This is a genomic window from Amycolatopsis sp. NPDC005232 (assembly GCF_040607795.1).
Taxonomy (GTDB): domain Bacteria; phylum Actinomycetota; class Actinomycetes; order Mycobacteriales; family Pseudonocardiaceae; genus Amycolatopsis.
In genome coordinates this window covers 688,624-706,648 of record NZ_JBEXHL010000002.1, presented here as the reverse complement: position 1 = coordinate 706,648, position 18,025 = coordinate 688,624, and the positions used below count along the sequence as shown (strand labels likewise).

Here is an 18,025-nt window from a genome sequence, read left to right as displayed (position 1 = left end):
AGCCCGTCGTCACCCCTTGTACGCCCGATGTGACAACGAAGCACCAAGTCGAAGCACGTCACAGGCCGGACTCGGACAAGGTGGACCCCCCGAAAGTGGCTCTCATCCCTCGGTATAGAGTTACGACAACACCGAGCAACAAGCGGTCAACGCGGATGTAGCGCAGCTGGTAGCGCATCACCTTGCCAAGGTGAGGGTCGCGGGTTCGAATCCCGTCATCCGCTCGGTCCAGGGGCCACTGTGTCTGCGGAATGCGCAGACGCGGTGGCCCTCGCCATATCTCCCGGGGGCCGAGCCCCCGGACCCCCGCGGTGCCATCGGTGACGATTCCTGCATGGTTGGGTTGGGGGAGCTACTGCGCGGGGCGCAGTGCTCGTGGTGGGACAGATGCGTTGTTGAGGTGCCGGTGAGACGCGCTGCGCGGCCGAGTTGAGTGGTGAGGCAGCTGCGTTGGCGAGTTGCGGGTGAGACGCGCTGCGCGGCCGAGTTGAGTGGTGGGACAGATGCGTTGGCGAGTTGCGGGTGAGACGCGCTGCGCGGCCGAGTTGAGCGGTGGGACAGCTGCGTTGTTGAGGTGCGGGTGAGACGCGCTGCGCGGCCGAGTTGAGTGGGGAGACGAGCTCCCAGGGCGAGTTGCGGGTGAGCCGTTGTGCTCGGGTGAGTTGGTCGGTGAGAGAACCGCGGTGCTGAGGTGCGGGTGAGCCCGCGCTGCGCGGGTGAACCCTTCCGGTGAGAGAACCGCGGTGGTGCGGTGCCGGTGAGGCGTGCTGCGCGGCCGAGTTGAGCGGTGAGACAGCTGCGTTGGTGTGGTGCGGCTGAGCCGGCGCTGCGCGGCCGAGGTGAGTAGTGAGACGAGCGCCCGCGGCGAGTTGCGGGGTGATCGTTGTTCGCGCGGCCGAGGTGGGTGGTCCGGCTAGCTGCGTTGGTGAGATTCGGGCGAGGCGCGCTGCGCGGCCGGAGTGTCCCGGGGAGAGAACCGCGGTGGTGAGGTGCGGGTGACGGTGTCTGGCTGAGTGGGCTCAGCGGCCGGCGGGGAGGCACGCGGGCTGAGCGCAGGGGCCGAGCGATCTCTCGACCGGCGGCGACTGCCATCTCGCCAGCAGAAGGCCGGCAGCGCAGGGGCGACGGCACCTAGGCTCCTCCCTGCATCTCGATCCGCAGCTCCCACACGGGCTGGATCGGCTTGTCAAGGCACGCTTTCCCGCCTTGACAAGCCGATCCGGACCGTCGTGACAATCGATGATCGGGGTGCGTCCCAGCGGTACCCGCAAATAGCCCACGCAGGTGACGCGGCTCCTGCAGAACGAGGCCCGAGGAGTGCGCCGAAGGCAAGCGGAGGGTTAGGGGTGGGCTAGCGGGAGGCAAGGCAGCGCGGAGGGGCGAGAGCAACCGCCGGGTGGCCTAATGCGTTTACCAGCGGGAACAGGGCGGTTCGGGGGTTGTGGGTAGTTCGGAAGTTGTTTTCATCATGTGTTAGTCACTCGTTCTGAGATAACCACCTTTTTGGGTGACGGAGTGGCAGCAGGGTGTCAGCCATGACCGAACTGACTCGTCGCCGTCTTCTCGGATCCACCGCCGGGGCTGCCGCCGCCGCTGCCGCGGCCACGCTCCTTCCGCCCAGCGTGCAGAAGGCGCTTGCCCAGGGAGCGCCCAAGCACGGCTCGATCAAGGACATCGAGCACGTCGTGCTGCTGATGCAGGAAAACCGGTCGTTCGACCACTACTTCGGCACCATGCGCGGCGTCCGCGGGTTCGGTGACCCGCACGCCAAGAAGCTGCCCAACGGGAAGTCCGTGTTCTACCAGCCCGACGCCGAGAACGCCGCCGGCTACGCGCTGCCGTTCCACCTCGACACGCACGCCACCAACGCCCAGAAGATCCCGTCGACCTCCCACGCCTGGCAGGTCCAGCACGACGCCCTCAACGGGGGCAAGATGGACAGCTGGCTGCCGGCGCACCGCAAGGCCGACGGCAAGAACGGCCCGTACGTGATGGGCTACCACACGCGCGCCGACCTGCCGTTCCAGTTCGCGCTCGCCGAGGCCTTCACGGTGTGCGACGCCTACCACTGCTCGGTGCTCGGCCCCACCTGGCCGAACCGCATGTACTGGATGACCGGCACCATCGACCCCGACGGCGTCAACGGCGGCCCCATCCTCGAAAACACCGCCCCCACCGGCGGCTACACCTGGACCACGTACGCGGAGCGCCTCCAGGCCGCGGGCGTGAGCTGGAAGGTCTACGAGCAGAGCGACACCTACGGCTGCAACATGCTCGAGAACTTCGCCAACTTCAAGAACGCGCCGGCCGACTCGCCGCTCGCCGTCAACGGCCTGACCCATCGCCCCGAGGGCCAGTTCGAGTACGACGCGCGCAACGACAAGCTGCCCACCGTCTCGTGGATCATCTGCACCTCCACGGCTTCGGAGCACCCGAACTACACGCCCGCCGAGGGCGCGGCGTTCGTCGCCTCGAAGATCGACGCCATCGCGTCCAATCCGGACGTGTGGGCCAAGACCGCGTTCATCCTCAACTACGACGAGAACGACGGCCTTTTCGACCACGTCGTCCCGCCGATCCCGCCCGCCGGCACCCCGCACGAGTTCGTGAACGGCACCTCCCACGGCGGCACCAAGGGCAACGGCCTCCCGGTCGGCGCGGGCTACCGCGTGCCGGCGATCGTGATCTCGCCCTGGACCGCGGGTGGCTGGGTGTGCAGCGAGCCGTTCGACCACACGTCGACGCTGCAGTTCCTCGAGCAGGTCACCGGCGTGAAGGAGACGAACATCTCCGACTGGCGCCGCAAGACCTTCGGTGACATGACCTCGGCGTTCCGCTTCAACGACCACAAGGCGCAGCCGCCGACGCTGCCCGACACCTCGGGCCCGCTCACGCTGTCGCGCTACGAGGCGGCGAACCTGCCCGCCCCGGTGTTCCCGGGCACGGACCAGAAGCCGCCGCACCAGGAGCCGGGCAGCCGCCCGCAGACGCCGAACCACCACCACTGACGGCGTCCCACCAAGAACGCCCTCCCGCGGGCAGAAAAAGCGAACGGCCCCTTCGCGCCACAAGCGCGAGGGGCCGTTCGTGCGTTGTCTAGAGCTCGTACACGTCCAGCACGGTCGGGGCGACCGGCGTGAGGTGCTCGTCGCGGAACTCGGTCACGAGGCCGCGCGCCATGCGGAACACGCGGAATTCGTTGTCGTGGTCGGGATCCTGGTCATCCCAGACGTGCAGTAGCCCGTATGAGCCGGGCGCCAGCTCGCCGACGCGCGTGAACGTCTCCAGCAGCTCGGGCGCGATCGCGCCGCCGTGCTTGTCGAGGCCGCCGAGGTGCAGCATCGGCATGCCCGCGCTCCAGCGGAGGTCGACGAGGTCCAGCGTGCCGGCGTCGCGCACGGCTCGGTGGACGCGATCGACCAGGCGCTCCAGCAGAGCAGCGTCATCGTCGCCGCTCGTGGTCGCCGCGATGGTCACCCAGCCGTGGTATTCGTACACGTCGCGAACGGTAGCAGCGCCACAAGCTGCGCCGATGCGCCGGTCGGCCCGCCGCGACGGGCGGTTCCCCAGGCGGGACGGGCGGTCAGCGCGCCAGGGCGCTGGGGCGGCCGTCGCGGCGCAGGACCTTGGTGAGCACGCCCTGGCCGTACTTCTCCACGGCGGGCATCAGCCGATCACCGAACGCGCACAGCGTGCGTTCCCACGGGTGCCCGAGCGTGCCGAAGCTGAAGTCCTCGGCGAGGAACAGGTGGTAGTCGCCGCGCGGGAACACGGGCACGGGCCACGCCGCGCCCTCGGGCATGCGGTGCGGCCAGAACTTGAACGACTGGTGCTGCCAGTGCAGCACCCACAGCCACTCGTCCTCCCGCACTCTCTCCTTCAGCGCCGTCAGCACGATCCGCGCGAGGTCGGGCTCCTCCACCGCGTACGGGCCGAGCCGGAACTCCGCCGACGCGCGGTCGAAATCACCCGCCGACAGATCCCACGTACGCGACGGCGTGGGCTCTCGGAAGCCGGGCCAGTCGTGCGCGAAAGTGCTCGGCCAGAAGCCGAGCTTGTTGTAGACCCAGTACCAAGCGGGCTCGTCGGCCACTCTCGAGAGTGGCTCCCAGGCTGCTGCGTTCACTTATCGACCTCGAAGTCATCGGCCGGCTCAAAACTGTCGAAAGCTTCGTGTCCGGGGGCGAGATTGTCCAGTCCACGGCCGCCCAGTGCCAAATGCGTCACCCGAGTGGGTGTGTTCCAAGGCCGTGGCCTGCAGGATCGGTGACCGAGCGCAGCCGGGCCGCCAGGTCACCGATCGTCACCTCAGGCAGCCTTCCACAGGGTCATGAAGGCCGACGCCTCGCTGTGCGCCCACGGCCGCAGCCGCTCGCGGTCGCGCGCCGTGAGCGTGAACTCCTTCGCACGCCGCACGTCGACGACCAGCGCCTCGCCGCCCGGCAGGATGTCGGACAGGCCTTGAGTGATCAGCCACAGCGCGAGCTGCGCGGCGTCACGCGTGAGCGGTTCCTCCTTGAAGTAGAGCCACGTCGCGTAGCGCTGACCGTTGCTCTTGCGCAGGCCGAGCTGCGGGCTCAGGCCCACTTCCAGCTCCCCCAGCGGCACGCGCGCCCGGCCGACCTCGATCAGCTTCGGGTCACGCCGGCCCAGGTAGCGCAGCCACCCCTCGGCGATGGCCGAGTAGTGCGGGCGCGTGCGGTCGTCGGCGTGGTGGACCAGCGAACGCATCGCCACCTCGTCCTGCCGCGCCGCTCGCCCGGCCCGCACCGCGTTGGCCGCCCGCCGGTAGTAGTTGAACGCCGCCCGCGCCGGGTCCTCGTACAGCCGCCGCTGGCGCCGCACGAACGACGACCGCGTGGGACCCGTGCTCGCGCTGTAGCCGACGAACGTGGGCAGGGTGATGTAGGCCATGGGACAGCCGCCTTCCGGTCCGAACTCTTCGCCGATGCCGCCCCGTCACGCGAGCGGCATCTCCCCTGGACACGGCCAATTTTAGAACATGTGTACGACAGTTTTTGCCGCTCAACGGGTGACGGGCGGCCAGTTTCCGGAAAGAAGTTCACGGGCCTGTTGGAGGATCTGGTCCTCGCAGAAGCTGACGGGTGTGACGTCGGTGGGGATCCAGGAGTCGAGCATCGCGATCCACCGCCGCATCTCGTCCATCGCGCCGGGGTAGTCGAGCCGCGCATCGAGCTCCCAGACCGCGGTGGCACCTGCCTTCACGGAGACGTCGCCACGCGCCAGGACGGCCAGCGCCTCGCCAAGCAGCTGCCAGCGGGCCGCCGCCGCGTCGGCAGGGACTTCGATACCCAGCTCGGCCACGACCTGCACGAACAGGTTGGGCGCGGTCGCGTCGTCGTGCCCGAGTCCGGCGAGTTCCGGCAGCGTCGGCGAATCGAGCCCCGCGACGACCGCCCGCACCGCCGCGACGACCAGGTCGTCGGGGAGAACGGCTCGGCCGGCGAGCCGATCCGCGGCCAAGGCGGCCAGTTCACCGCGGGCGGAGGACATACACCGATCCTACGGACGGCCCTGGACCCTGGACGCCACGCGACTGGCGCGGAATGATCTCGCCGACGAATCGATCACGAGTCGACAAACCGGTACCCCCGCAGGTCCGGGTGCATGAAAAACTACGGCCCCGACCAGTGGCAGAGGATGGCGATGAGCTGGCAGGAAGAGCTTCGGCGGCTGGACTCCGACCTGGCCGCGGGCCGGATCGGGCACGCCGAGCACCGGCACAAGCGCGAGGAGCTGCTCGCGGAGGCCTCGGGCGGAGGCGCGGCCTCGCCGGTCGCGTCGCCGCTACGGGCGGGCGCGGGCGAGATCCCGGCCCAGGTCACGGAGCCGAGCCCGGCGGCGGGGACGTGGAACGCCGAGCCGGTGTCGTGGAACCAGCCCCAGCAGGGCTGGGCGCCGGCCACTCCGACCACTCCGAATACGCCGAACACGTGGGCCAGCGCCAACCCGGCGATCCAGCAGCAGCAACCCCAGCCCCAACAGCCCCAGCCCGTCTGGCACCCCGTCCAGCAGCAAGTCACCGAGCCCGTGCCCGCGGAGCCGCAGCCGGACAAGCAGGACAAGAAGAAGGCCAAGCCGCAGCGGCCGCCCCGGTCGTCGCTGACCCGGAAGCCGCGGTGGAGCCCGAAGGACGGCGAGCCGTCGTTCGCGACCGCACCGAGCCCGGCCGACACGAACCCGACCGGCTACCTGCCCGTCACCGGCGACACGGCCGACCTGGGGCGGCAGCAGACGCCCGAGCTGCGCCGACTCTGGGAGGAAGCGCCGCCGCGGAAGAAGAAGCCGACGTGGCTGTTCCTGTCGCTGGGGGTGCTGGTCGTGCTGGCGCTGGTCGTCGGCGGGATCTGGTACATCGGCAATCGGCCGAACCAGAGCGACAACGCGGACACCGTGTCGCCGCCGCCGATCCCCTCGGCCACCGGCGGCCAGGACCCGTCGGCCTCGCTGGAGGACAAGCTGCCCGCGCTGGCGGGCACGCCGAACCCCGACAACTCGACGATGTCGCTCGACAAGGCCGTGCAGCTGAAGGTCGTGTCGCAGGCCGACGCGGACCTGATGAAGACCGCCACCGCGACCGAGCTCGTCTACCACGCGTACGCCGACACCACGCACACCGACAACGGCACGATCCTGCTCGCCGTGCCAACGCCGTCGCCCGCGCAGGCCGCGCGGCTCGTGAAGGGCCTGACGCAGAACCTCACGGCCGGCGGCTTCGACAGCACACCGCTCGGACCCGCACCGACGGACCTGCTCTACTCCGGCAGCAGCCCGGCCGGGCGCGTCCTCGCGTTCTGGTACACCTCCGGTCCGGTGGCGATCGGCATCGGCGTGTCGCAGCCGCTCAGCGACGACGCGGTGGTGCTCCGGTCGCGGATCGAACAGATCCGCACGAAGGTCGCGGCGGCCCTGCCCGCCCGCTGACGCGAGCCCCGGCCACGGAAGTCGACCCGCGGGGTCGCGCGGGGTCACAGCCGTGCACAATGTCCACGTCGTCACACACATCGGGTCGCGGTGGCGCACTGATCGTCGCCATGCCGACAGATAAGGGGGGCCCTGGTGTCCTGGCAGGAGGAGCTGCGGCGGCTGGACGAGGAGCTCGCGTCAGGGCGGCTGTCCGCGGACGACTACCGGATCCGGCGCGACCAGGTGCTGTCCTCGGCCGTCGGCCAGCAGGACCAGCCGGCGCCGCAGCAGGCCGCGCCGAGCGCGGACTCGACGCAGATCATCACGCCGGTCAGCCCGCCGCAGGGCATGCCCCAGCAGCCCCAGCAACAGCCCCCGCAGCAGCAACAGCAGCCCCCGGCCGCACCGCAGCAGCCCGCCGGTGACCCGAGCGCGGAGCGCACGCAGGCCGTGCAGTCCTGGCAGATGCAGCAGCACGCCGACCCTGCGCGCACCGAGTACGTGCAGCCCCAGCAGCAGCCGCCGCAGGCGCAGTACTCCCCGCCCGGTGGGTTCCAGCAGCCGGCCTCCCCGGCCGGCGGCTTCCCGCAGCAGCAGCCGTGGAACGCACCTGAGGGCGACCAGAGCCCGCCGTGGGGCGGCGGCGAACTGCCTCCGCTCGGCCCGTCGGGCAATGACTCCTTCCGCCAGGGTCCCGAGTTCTTCGCCGAGAAGCCCAAGTCGGGCAACGGCAAGAAGGTCGGCGCGATCGTCGGCGCCGTGGTCGTGCTGGCCGCGATCGCCTTCGGCGCCTACTGGCTCTGGGGCCGGGACAGCGGGGGCGGCAACGAGCAGCCCACCGCCCAGCCGACGCAGCAGGCGCCCTCCAGCGCGCCGAAGCCGCCGGACCCCCTGGCCGTCGCGAACATGCCGGGCAAGGCCGAGACCCACGACGACATCACGTCGTTCAGCGAGGTCAACAGCCTGTCCTACCTGAACCCCGACGAGCTCGAGGCCTACCAGGCCGCCGGCGCGGGCAAGGCCAAGTTCGTGGTCTACCACCTCGACAACGGCGACCAGATCACGTTGCTGCTGACCCAGGCGTCGAGCCCGACCGCGGCGGCGACCGCGGCCGACAAGCTCATGCAGATCCAGGTCACCAACGGCGCCAAGCGCGACACCGCCGCGCCCGACGGCGTCTTCGCGACCACGATCGACAAGAAGGACGGCCAGTCCGCCCAGGAGCGCGGCCACTACGCGCACGGCAACGTGATCGTCCGCATCGACGTCTCCGGCAAGGGAGACCTGTCGACGGTGAAGGCGGACTTCTCCTCCGCGCTGAACCAGCAGCTCACCACCCTGCCTGCCGATGCCTGAGCGCGGCAGCACCGGAGCCACCGCCTGCACGATCGTCGCGCGGAACTACGTTCCCGCGGCGCGCGTGCTGGCCCGGTCCTACCTCGCGCAGCACCCGGGCGGCCGCTTCGTGATCGCGGTGATCGACGCGCCGCGCGACGAGGTGACCGAACTCGAAGACGGCACGCAGGTCGTCGGCCCCGCCGCGTTCGGCATCGACGAGGCCGACTACCTGCGGATGGCCACGGCGTACTCGGTCACCGAGCTCGCCACGTCGGCCAAGCCGTACTTGCTGCGCGAGCTGCTGAAGACGTCCGAGGTCGCGATGTACATCGACCCGGACATCGAACTGTTCGCCCCCATCCCCGAGGTCGCGGAGCTGGCCCGCGAGCACGACATCGTGCTCGCGCCGCACTTCCTGACCCCGCTGCCGCAGGACGGCCTCGAGCCGGACGACGCCGTGATCATGGGCACCGGCATGTTCAACCTCGGCTTCATCGGCGTCGGCCAGGGCGCGGGCGCGTTCCTCGACTTCTGGGCCGGGCGCCTGCGCCACGACGCGATCGTGGCGCCCGAGCAGCAGCTGTTCACCGACCAGCGGTGGGTGGACCAGGTGCCCTCGCTGTTCCGCAACCACGTGGTCACCGACCCGGGTTTCGACGTCGCCTACTGGAACCTCCACGAGCGCCCGATCGCGCGCGCCGCCGACGGCACGTACACCGCCGGCGGCGCGAAGCTGCGCTTCTTCCACTTCAGCGGCTACCGGCCGGAGAAGCCGTGGCTGCTGAGCTTCCACTGCGCGCGCAAGCCGCGCGTGCTGCTGTCGCACAGCGACGACCTGCGGGCCATCTGCGACTCGTACGGCGCGAAGCTGCGGAAAGCCGGCTACGCCGAGACGCTCGACTCGATCCCCTACGGCTTCAAGAACTTCCGCGACGGCACCGAGGTGCCGAAGCTCGCCCGCCGCGTGTTCCGCGAGGGCTGGATCAAGGCCGAGCGCAAGAACAAGCCCGCACCGCCGCACGCGTACGGCGAGGACGGCGGCCAGGCGCTGCGCGAGTGGCTCGCCACGCCCGAGGACCAGGCGCAGGCCGCCGCCGGGCTGAACCGGCTGACGCACGCGATCTGGGCGTCGCGGATCGACCTGCAGATGGCGTTCCCGCACCCGTACGGCGCCGACGCCGACAACTTCCGCTTCTGGTGCGCCGGGTCCGGCGTGAGCGAGGCCGGGCTGCCCGAGTGGGCGCTGCCCGGCGAGCGGCCCGCCGGCCACCCGCCGGCCGACGAGTTCGGTGTGAACCTGCTCGGCTACCTCACGGCCGAGCTGGGCCTGGGCGAGATGGGCCGGATCGTGCTCGAGGCCATCGAGACCGGCGGTGTGCCGGTGGCGTCGGTGCTCGAAGAGAAGGCGGTGTCGAACCGCACGGGCATCGAGCGGCCGGCGACGGTCGGCGACCCGCGGTTCCCGCTGAGCGTGCTCGCGGTGAACGCGGACCAGACGCGCGTGATCCTCACCAACCACCCCGAGGTCGGCAACGGCCGCTACCGCATCGGGCTGTGGGCCTGGGAGCTCGAGGACTTCCCCGAGTGGCAGCACGAGGCGTTCGGGATGCTCGACGAGGTGTGGACGGTGAGCGAGTTCTGCCGCCGCGCCATCTCCGCGCACTCGCCGATCCCGGTGAAGACGATCCCGGTGCCGGTGCGCGACCCGGGTGAGCCGTCGCCGCCCGCGCGTGAGCAGGGCGAACCGGTGCGGTTCCTGTTCGCGTTCGACTTCAACAGCGTGGCCGAGCGCAAGAACCCGTGGGGTGCCGTCGAGGCGTTCCGCCGCGCGTTCGAAGGCCGCGACGACGTGCGCCTCACCATCAAGGCGATCAACGCCAAGCTGCACCCGAACGCGGCCGAGCGCCTGCGCGCGGCCGTGGTCGGCGACGACCGCATCGAGCTGGTGGAGCGGTACCTGTCGGTGGCCGAGCTGCACGCGCTGTACGAGCGCAGCACCTGCTACGTCTCCCTGCACCGCAGCGAGGGCTTCGGCCTCACCGTCGCCGAAGCGATGGCGCGCGCGATGCCGGTGATCTCCACGAACTACTCCAGCACCACGGAGTTCCTCGACGCGTCGACGGGCTGGCCCGTGCCGTTCCGGCTGGTTCCGGTGGGCAAGGACAACTACCCGTATCACGCGGACGCCGTGTGGGCCGACCCCGATCTCGACGCCGCGGCCGCCGCGATGCGCGAGGTCGCAGACAACCCGGCCGAAGCCGCGAAGCGCGGCCAGGCGGCGCGCGCGTACATCCTGCGCGAACGCTCGATGGCCACGGCGGCCAAGTGGATGCGCGAGCAGCTGCAGGACGCGTACGGCGTGTGGCAGTCGGGCCGGCACGCCGGCCAGCCGGCGCCGCCGCACCCGATCACCCCGCTGCACGACGCCGCGCAGGCCCTGCACTGGCGACCCGAGGCGGCCGCCCCGTCGCGGCTGCCGCTCGCGCCCGCGCTGCGCAAGGCCGTGCTGCGCGCGATCGACCACTACGACGTCCACCAGCGCAAGGTGATGGGCGCGCTGCTGGCCGGCGCGGAGGAGAGCAACCGGCGGCTGCTGGAGCGCATCGAGGCGCTGGAGCACGGCTTCGCCGACGCCGCCCGGGCCGCCGAAGGCGCACGGAGCGACAGCCAGACGCTGGGCGAGCGCATGAAGACTCTCGACGACACCGTCGGCGAGCTGCGTCAGCGGGCCCCGGACACCGAGCTGGCGCTGCGCAACCTCGAAGCCGACGTGACGAAGCTGTCTGAGGGCTATGGCGGCTTCGGCGCCGACCTCGAGGCTTCCACGACGTCGGTGCACAAGATGTTCTCCCAGCGCGACGAGCGGCTGGACGCCGACGAGAAGGCCATCCAGCGCGTGACGCTCGACGTGAGCGCGATGCGCGACGCCGCCCGCCTGGCCCACGCCCCGGTGCCGCACGGCGCCGACGTGGTGCCGTGCGACGTCGGCGCGCTGCTCATGCCGGTCGACGAGGTCATGCTGCCGTGGATCGTCTTCCACCGGTCCTGGGAAGACGGCGAGGCCGACCTGATGGCGCGCCTGGCCGAGGGCGCGTTCCTCGACGTCGGCGCCCACGTCGGCTACCACACGCTGCGGCTGCTGCGGGCCACGCCGGACGTCACCCGCGTGGTCGCCGTTGAGGCCGACCCGGTCAACGCGGCTTACCTGCGCCGGAACGTCTCCGTCAACCTGCCGCCGGCAGCTGCCGAGCTGGTCACGGTCGTCGAGTCCGCGGCCTGGGACTCGGCCGGCACCGTGCGCCTCACGCAGGCCACCGAGGGCAACAGCGGAGACAACCGCGTGAGCGCCGAGGGCCCGGGCCTCGAGGTGCCCGCCGTGCGGCTCGACTCGCTGCCGGAGGTGACGGCGCAGCGGATCGGCCTCGTGAAGGTCGACCTGCAGGGCCGCGACCACCGCGCGCTGGCCGGGCTCGACGAGGTGCTGCGGCGCGACCGTCCGCACGTGGTCTGCGAGTTCGACCCGGGCGCCATCCGGGAACTCGGCGACGACCCGGCCGCGGTCCTCGCGGGCTACCGCTCGCTGGGCTACACACCGAAGATCGTCGGCGACTCCGGCCCCGACGAGCGCTCCCTCGACGACGCGGCGCTGATCGCGGCCGCCGAGGGCGACGCGAAGGCGTTCGTGACCTTGTGGCTCGCGCCTGCGTGACCCCCGCTCAGGGGGCCACGTGGGCGATCGTCATGAGGAACGAGCCGTACCACGCGCTGATCGCCGCGCCTGCCGGCAGCAGCACCACGAGGACTCTCGTCGGCAGGCGAGCGAGCACCAGTGCGAGCGGCACCATGAGCACGAACGCGGGCAGCAGGAACCGCGCGCGGGACTGGAAGTAGTTCGACGACCCGAGCGCGATGAGCACGGTCAGCGTGCCGTAGAGCTGCCACGGCAAAGGCAGCTTCGTGCACCACGTCCACACCAGCAGTGCCACGGCCGCGAGCACGATGATCGCCGTGACACTGGTCCAGCTGGATCCGTTCGCGGTCAGCCCCTCACGGACTTGGATCCACGTGAAACGACCTAAGTCGAAGTGCATCTGCCAGGCGTTCTGGAGCCAGAACCAACCGTCGGCGCGACCGGTGCGAAACCCGACGTACGTGAGGTAACCCAGCAGCCCCAACGGCGCGAGCAGACCTCCGACCCACGGCCGCCAGCCGTCCTGGCGCCGGAAGATCGCGACGATCGCCGCGACGCCCACCGCGGCCACGAGCGCGCCGGCGCTCGCCCGGGTAAGCCCCGCGAAGATGGCGAGCGCACCCGCGAGCAGCCAGTTCCGGCGTGACACGGCGACCAGCGTCCACGCGACGAGGGCCACGAGCAGCGCCTCGGAGTACGCCATGCGCAACGCCGTCGAACCCGGCCCGAGCGACCACAACACCGCCAGCAGCATCCCCACGCGCGGGCCGGCGAACTCGCGACCCAGCACGAACAGGCCCCACGCCGCGGCGCAGCCGGCCAGCAGCGACACCGCCAGGGCCGCGGGCAGCGCGGGGATGCCGACGAACGTCAGCACCGCGATCAGCGCCGGGTACAGCGGGAAGAACACCAGGCTGTTCTCCCCCGGCATGCCGTTCGCCAGGATCGTCGGCACCTGGTCGTAGCCGTGCGTGGCCACCGAGATGAACCAGTTGGCGTCGAACGCGCCCACGAAGCGGCCCGGCGAGACGTCCGCCTTCCAGCTCATCAGCCACAGCACGCCGAAGGCGAGGAGCTGGAAGAGCAGGTACAGGCCGACCGCGCTCACGACGGGCCGGGTCCTCGTCCGGAAGGCCGAACGGGACTCGAGATCCGCGTCGAGGGTGGTCGACTGCACTCGCGCGGGACTCCTGAACGGCTCGGGTGAAAAGGGACAAATTCCTACCCGATGGTACCTGCGCGCGCCATCTTCCGAGGCCAGAACGCCGCGGGTGGTTTTTCTCGAATCCCGGGCAATTCCGGGGACTGGTCCGCGGCCCAGGAGCAAGGCGCTACCCTGCTCGGGGGAATCAGCACGAGTAGACGGGGGTGGTCGCGCTGGTTGAGCAGCCACCTGCTGTGCAGAAGAAGACCCGCATCGTCTTCATCGACATCGGCCGTGGCCTCGGCGCCCTGCTCGTGTTCTACAGCCACATCGCCCACCCGTGGGTGATCGCGAAGAATGATTCCGCGCCTTACATCAGCTTCATCGAGGCGCTGACGAGCAATCCGATGCACATGTCCACCCAGGGCATCGGTGAGATCGCCGTGCCGTTCTTCTTCGTGGTCAGCGGTTTCGTCGTCACGCCCATCGCGCTGCGTCAGGGTCAGCGCCGGTTCGCCGTGAACCGGCTGATCCGCGTGTACGCGCCGATGCTGTTCGTGGTGCTGCTCACCGCGTTGATGCTGGTGGTGAGCCTGCACCCGCCGTCGACCGGGCAGTCGCAGGAACTCAACCCGCTCACGATCTTCACCAACACCTTCCTGGTGAACTACCTGATCTATCCGCAGGTGGTGCTGGTGCCGGTGGCGTGGTCGATGATCGTCGAGGTCGTCTTCTACGTGGTGCTGATGGCCGTGCTGCCGCTGCTGCGCCGCTCGGTGTGGCTGGCGATCGCGGTGGAACTCACGTTCATCTTCGTGGTGATGATGAGCCGCTCGCAGCTCGGGCCGTCGTGGTCGCTGTTCGCGGTGAACGTGTCCTACCTGCCGGTGATGATCATCGGGCAGACGATCTGGGCCACCACGGCGAAGAAGATCCCGTTGTGGACGGGCGCGCTGTACGGCGCCTGCGCGTGGTCGCTGTACGTGCTGGCGGACATCATCGACGTCGGCCGCGTGGACACGTCCTACAACCTCTCCATGGCGTTCGCCGTGCTGCTGTTCATGCTGGGCATGATGGCGGAGCCGAAGCTCAAACAGCGGAAGTTCTGGACCGCTGTATCCGAGCGCAGTTACTCGATCTACCTGCTGCACATGCTGGTGTCGTTCGTGCTGCTGCAGCTGCTGCGCCCGGCGGTGCCGCTGCCGATCGCGCTGCTGATCGTGATCCCGGCGGTGTTCGGCGTGGTCGAGGTGTGTTACCGGTGGATCGAGCGGCCGAGCCACGCGCTGGCTCGCAAGCTCTCGTACCGGCGCGAAAAGCCGGTGCCGATCAAGGTCAACAGCGAGATCACGATCGAGATCCCGAAGGTCGGGGAACGGCCTCGGCACGCGGCTGGTTCCGCGAAGGGGTCGGTGTCCGGGTCGCTGAACGGCAGCCTGCCTTCGACGCCGCCCAAGGGCACCCCGAAGCCGCCTCCTCCGAAGACGCCGCTTCCGAAGACACCGCCCGGCCCGAAGACACCGCCCCCGCCGGCTGACGCGGAGAAGACGGTCATCACCCGGGCCGTCCCGCCTCGCCGGCCGCAGCCCCAACCACAACCACAGCCCCGGCCCCCGCTCGCGCAGGAGACGGGCTCCGACCGCACGGCCGAGCCCCGCGCCCGCCACAGCACTCCGCGGCGGCGCCCGTCAGCCCCGCTTGAGCTGCAGCACCAGTCTGACCAGGAAGATCACGGCCAGCGCGGCGACCACGACGATCTCCCACGCCATGGGAGCTCCTTCCGCCGAACACATCGCTGAGTGAGGCGATGCTCTGCCGGTAAGGCGTCCGAACGTGGGACGACGTTCACCGACACGGCGTAACTCACACCTTCGGGCTAGTTGCGTCTCGGCGTCACGAGGCCCGATTCGTACGCCAGGACCACGAGCTGCGCGCGGTCGCGGGCGCCGATCTTCGTCATGATGCGGCTGACGTGGGTGCGGGCCGTGGCGGTGGAGATGACCAGGTGGGCGGCGATTTCGTCGTTGGACAGGCCGCCGGCGACGAGGCCGAGGACCTCGCGTTCGCGGTCGGTGATCACCTTGACCGCGGCGGTGTCGATGCGGCGGTGCTCGGGGCGGCCGACGAACTCCGAGATCAGCCGGCGCGTCACGGTCGGGGCCAGCAGCGCCTCGCCCGCGGCGACGACGCGCAGCGCGCGCAGCAGCTCCACCGGCTCGGTGTCCTTGAGCAGGAAGCCGCTCGCGCCCGAGCGCAGGGCCTCGTAGACGTACTCGTCGACGTCGAAAGTGGTCAGGACCAGCACCTTCACGTCGGCGAGCGCAGGGTCGGCGGTGATGCGGCGGGTGGCTTCGAGGCCGTCGGTGCCGGGCATGCGGACGTCCATCACCACGATGTCCGGCTTGTGCTCGGCCGCGAGCGCCACGGCTTGCGCGCCGTCGCCGGCCTCGCCGACGACGGCGAAGCCGTCTTCCGTCTCCAGCAGCACGCGGAAACCCGCGCGGACCAGGGCTTGGTCGTCGGCCAGTACCACGGTGATCGTCATCATTCCCCCTTCACGGGCAGCTCGGCCCGCACTTCGAAACCGCCCCCGGTCGCACTGACCAGGCCGGCCTGGACCGTGCCGCCGAGGGCGGCAGCGCGTTCGTTCATCCCGCGCAGGCCGTGGCCGGGCGTGGGCGCGGTGGTGGCGCGGCCGTCGTCGCGGACGGTGAGCGTGAGGGCGCCCGGGCGCCGGTCGAGGTGGACGTCCACGTGCTGCGCCCCGTCGGCGTGGCGGACGACGTTGGTGAGCGACTCCTGCAGGATCCGGTAGGTCGCGCCGGCCACGGGCGCGGGCACGTCGCCCGCGTCGCCGTGCAGCCGCACTTCGAGGCCCGCGGACCGCGCGTGGTCGAGCAGCTCGCCCAGTTGTGCAAGGCTCGGCGCGGGCGCCTTGTCCTCGCCTGAACGCAGGACCGCGAGCGTCGCGCGCAGGTCGTTGAGCGCCGACGCACTGGCCGCCTTGATGTTCAGCAGCGCCTCTTTCGCCTGCTCAGGCCGCCGGTCAGCGACGTGGGCGGCGACGCCGGCCTGCACGTTGATCATCGCGAGACTGTGGGCCACGACGTCGTGCACCTCGCGCGCGATCTGCAGCCGCTCCTGCTCGGCGAGGCGGTGGCGGTGCTCCACGGCCTGCTCGCGCCGCGCCGCCAGTGCCGCGAACTGGTAGCGCACGGCGGTGCCGATGCCGATCACCGCCGCCAGCCACACAACGAACACCCCGGCCGAAGGGGCGATCGCGAACGACCGCGTGGCGATCACGTGCGCCGCGTAGCCGGCGACGAGCACGCCGGCGCCGGTCCAGCCCGCGACCACCGGACCGCTGCGCCGGGTGAGCATGAACAACGCGATGGTCGGCACCAGGATGACCGGGCCGTTGGGCTCGCTGGAGGCGTAGAACGCGTACGCCGACGCGGCCGTGACCACGAAAACCGGCAGCGGGTAGCGGTGCACGACCAGCAGCGTCAGCACGGTCGCGACCAGCCACGCGGCGCCAGCGGCGCTGAGCAGGTGGGCGCCCGGCTGCCAGCGGCCGGCCGCGCTCGTGGCGCCGAGCGTGAACACGAGCACCACGAAGGTCCGGAACACGCGTCCGAACCACGGGTTCCGCGCCCGCCACCAATCCTGCATGGTGCAGAAAACTACCGCTCACGGCGCCTTCGCGCGTCCGTCCGAAAGCGGCACGATGGCTACGTCCGGTGCAGTACCCGAGTGACGGAGGAGCCGACGATGCCGGAGATGCTGACCGTGGACCTGCACCCGATCTTCCGCAGTGACCGGGACATCGACGCGGCCGTGCGGACCGCGATCTTCCGCGCGGCCAGGGAACGGATCAGGACCGTCGAGATCATTTCCGGCAAGGGCTCAGGCAAGCTGAAGCGGCGTGTGCTGGCCACGCTGAACCAGCCGCACCTCAAGAAGCTCTACCGGCGGGTGGAGGCCGACCCCGCAAACGACGGCCGGGTACTGGTGCACTTCTAGTCGAACGAGCTCGGCAGCTTCGCGGCGGTCTGCTCGTCGGCCGGCGTGTAGGTGGACACGGTGATCTCGGAGCGGCGACCCGAGTACAGGTAGGTGAAGTTGAACTTCAGCAGCCCGACCTCGGGGTGGTCGTAGCACTTGGTGCGGATCGGCTCGGGGTTCACGTCGTGGCGGTTCCACAGCTGCTCGAACAGCGGCGACTCGGCCTTCAGCCGCCTGACCAGCGCTTTCCACGACGGCTCGGCCACGTGCTCGGCCATCGCCGCGCGGAACGACGCGACCACACGCGGGGTGTTCTGCTCCCAGTCGAGCATCCGGCTGCGCCAGTCCGGGTTGAGCAGGCACTGGACCAGCGTGTTGCGGTCCTCGAACGGGATGGAGTCGACGTCGCCCATCAGCCACGCGTACGCGCGGTTGTAGCCGAGCAGGTCGCAGCGCGCGTTGCGGACCGCGACGGGGAAGGGCTCGAGCTGGGTCATCATCTTGCGCATCGACGGCGTGATGGCGTTGCACTCGTTGGCGGCCGGCGGTTCGGGCGCGCCGGCGAGGGTGAACAGGTGCGAGTGCTCGTGCGGGTCGAGGCGCAGCGTCCGCGAAATCGCGCCGAGAACCTGCTCCGAAGCGTTGATGTCGCGGCCCTGCTCCAGCCACGTGTACCAGGTGACCCCGACGCCGGCGAGCTGCGCGACCTCTTCGCGCCGCAGGCCGGGCGTACGCCGGCGGCCGCCGAGCGGCAGGCCGACCTGCTCGGGCGTGATGCGGGCGCGGCGGCTGCGCAGGAACGCGCCGAGCTCGCCGCGGCGGAGGCGTTCTTCGACACCGGTGGTCATGCTCCCAGTTCAGCACAGCGCGCTGCCTGGTACCAGGTAGTCCGACTACCAGGATAAGAGCACACCTGGTAC

The 18,025-nt window shown here is 70.5% G+C and carries 14 protein-coding genes and 1 tRNA gene; 7 read left to right on the top strand and 8 right to left on the bottom strand.

The features are described from left to right. Window positions 1–151: 151 nt before the first annotated feature. Together ABZU76_RS07130 and ABZU76_RS07125 are read left to right on the top strand one after the other, a co-directional pair. Window positions 152–224: transfer RNA gene (locus ABZU76_RS07130), tRNA-Gly, on the top strand. A gap of 1,311 nt (window positions 225–1,535) precedes the next feature. Then, window positions 1,536–3,008 carry a phosphocholine-specific phospholipase C gene (locus tag ABZU76_RS07125; protein WP_354865883.1) on the top strand — a complete coding sequence of 491 codons (1,473 nt, stop codon included), beginning with the start codon at window positions 1,536–1,538 and terminating at the stop codon, window positions 3,006–3,008. 88 nt (window positions 3,009–3,096) lie between these two features. Here the strand turns inward: ABZU76_RS07125 and ABZU76_RS07120 are convergent, their stop codons facing one another. The 4 genes from ABZU76_RS07120 to ABZU76_RS07105 all read right to left on the bottom strand — a co-directional run bounded on the left by ABZU76_RS07120 (window position 3,097) and on the right by ABZU76_RS07105 (window position 5,514). Further along, window positions 3,097–3,498, bottom strand: a complete 402-nt coding sequence (locus tag ABZU76_RS07120; RefSeq protein WP_220245529.1) for an immunity 7 family protein — start codon at window positions 3,496–3,498, stop codon at window positions 3,097–3,099. Window positions 3,499–3,583: 85 nt separating this feature from the next. Continuing rightward, window positions 3,584–4,126, bottom strand: coding sequence for a DUF2716 domain-containing protein (locus ABZU76_RS07115; RefSeq protein ID WP_354865882.1), 543 nt, complete (start codon window positions 4,124–4,126; stop codon window positions 3,584–3,586). A gap of 182 nt (window positions 4,127–4,308) precedes the next feature. Continuing rightward, on the bottom strand, window positions 4,309–4,914 hold the full coding sequence (locus ABZU76_RS07110; protein WP_354865880.1) for a hypothetical protein: 606 nt from the start codon (window positions 4,912–4,914) through the stop codon (window positions 4,309–4,311). 111 nt (window positions 4,915–5,025) lie between these two features. After that, the gene (locus ABZU76_RS07105; protein WP_354865878.1) at window positions 5,026–5,514 is read right to left on the bottom strand and encodes a hypothetical protein; all 489 of its coding nucleotides are present in this window, start codon (window positions 5,512–5,514) and stop codon (window positions 5,026–5,028) included. A 114-nt stretch (window positions 5,515–5,628) separates the two neighbouring features. Here ABZU76_RS07105 and ABZU76_RS07100 point away from each other — a divergent pair, with 114 nt between their 5' ends. The 3 genes from ABZU76_RS07100 to ABZU76_RS07090 all read left to right on the top strand — a co-directional run bounded on the left by ABZU76_RS07100 (window position 5,629) and on the right by ABZU76_RS07090 (window position 11,974). Further along, window positions 5,629–6,945, top strand: a complete 1,317-nt coding sequence (locus tag ABZU76_RS07100) for a hypothetical protein (RefSeq protein WP_354865876.1) — start codon at window positions 5,629–5,631, stop codon at window positions 6,943–6,945. Between the two features lie 135 nt (window positions 6,946–7,080). Further along, window positions 7,081–8,283, top strand: a complete 1,203-nt coding sequence (locus ABZU76_RS07095; protein ID WP_354865874.1) for a hypothetical protein — start codon at window positions 7,081–7,083, stop codon at window positions 8,281–8,283. Beyond that, on the top strand, window positions 8,276–11,974 hold the full coding sequence (locus ABZU76_RS07090; protein WP_354865872.1) for an FkbM family methyltransferase: 3,699 nt from the start codon (window positions 8,276–8,278) through the stop codon (window positions 11,972–11,974). The genes ABZU76_RS07095 and ABZU76_RS07090 overlap by 8 nt, the downstream gene beginning before the upstream one ends. A gap of 7 nt (window positions 11,975–11,981) precedes the next feature. Here ABZU76_RS07090 and ABZU76_RS07085 read toward each other — a convergent pair whose 3' ends face one another. Next, complete coding sequence (locus ABZU76_RS07085) at window positions 11,982–13,133, bottom strand: hypothetical protein (protein WP_354865870.1); 1,152 nt, start codon at window positions 13,131–13,133, stop codon at window positions 11,982–11,984. Window positions 13,134–13,354: 221 nt separating this feature from the next. On the opposite strand from ABZU76_RS07085, the gene ABZU76_RS07080 reads away from it, so the two are divergent. Beyond that, window positions 13,355–14,899 (top strand): acyltransferase, encoded by a 1,545-nt coding sequence (locus ABZU76_RS07080; RefSeq protein ID WP_354865868.1) that lies wholly within the window; start codon window positions 13,355–13,357, stop codon window positions 14,897–14,899. A gap of 77 nt (window positions 14,900–14,976) precedes the next feature. Here ABZU76_RS07080 and ABZU76_RS07075 read toward each other — a convergent pair whose 3' ends face one another. Then, window positions 14,977–15,645: a response regulator transcription factor gene (locus ABZU76_RS07075; RefSeq protein WP_354865866.1), complete on the bottom strand. Its 669-nt coding sequence runs from the start codon at window positions 15,643–15,645 to the stop codon at window positions 14,977–14,979. Next, window positions 15,645–16,772: a sensor histidine kinase gene (locus tag ABZU76_RS07070; protein ID WP_354865864.1), complete on the bottom strand. Its 1,128-nt coding sequence runs from the start codon at window positions 16,770–16,772 to the stop codon at window positions 15,645–15,647. The genes ABZU76_RS07075 and ABZU76_RS07070 overlap by 1 nt, the downstream gene beginning before the upstream one ends. Before the next feature lie 99 nt (window positions 16,773–16,871). Here ABZU76_RS07070 and ABZU76_RS07065 point away from each other — a divergent pair, with 99 nt between their 5' ends. After that, complete coding sequence (locus ABZU76_RS07065; RefSeq protein ID WP_354865862.1) at window positions 16,872–17,123, top strand: Smr/MutS family protein; 252 nt, start codon at window positions 16,872–16,874, stop codon at window positions 17,121–17,123. Here the strand turns inward: ABZU76_RS07065 and ABZU76_RS07060 are convergent. After that, on the bottom strand, window positions 17,120–17,953 hold the full coding sequence (locus tag ABZU76_RS07060) for a helix-turn-helix transcriptional regulator (RefSeq protein ID WP_354865860.1): 834 nt from the start codon (window positions 17,951–17,953) through the stop codon (window positions 17,120–17,122). The genes ABZU76_RS07065 and ABZU76_RS07060 overlap by 4 nt on opposite strands. Window positions 17,954–18,025: the final 72 nt, after the last annotated feature.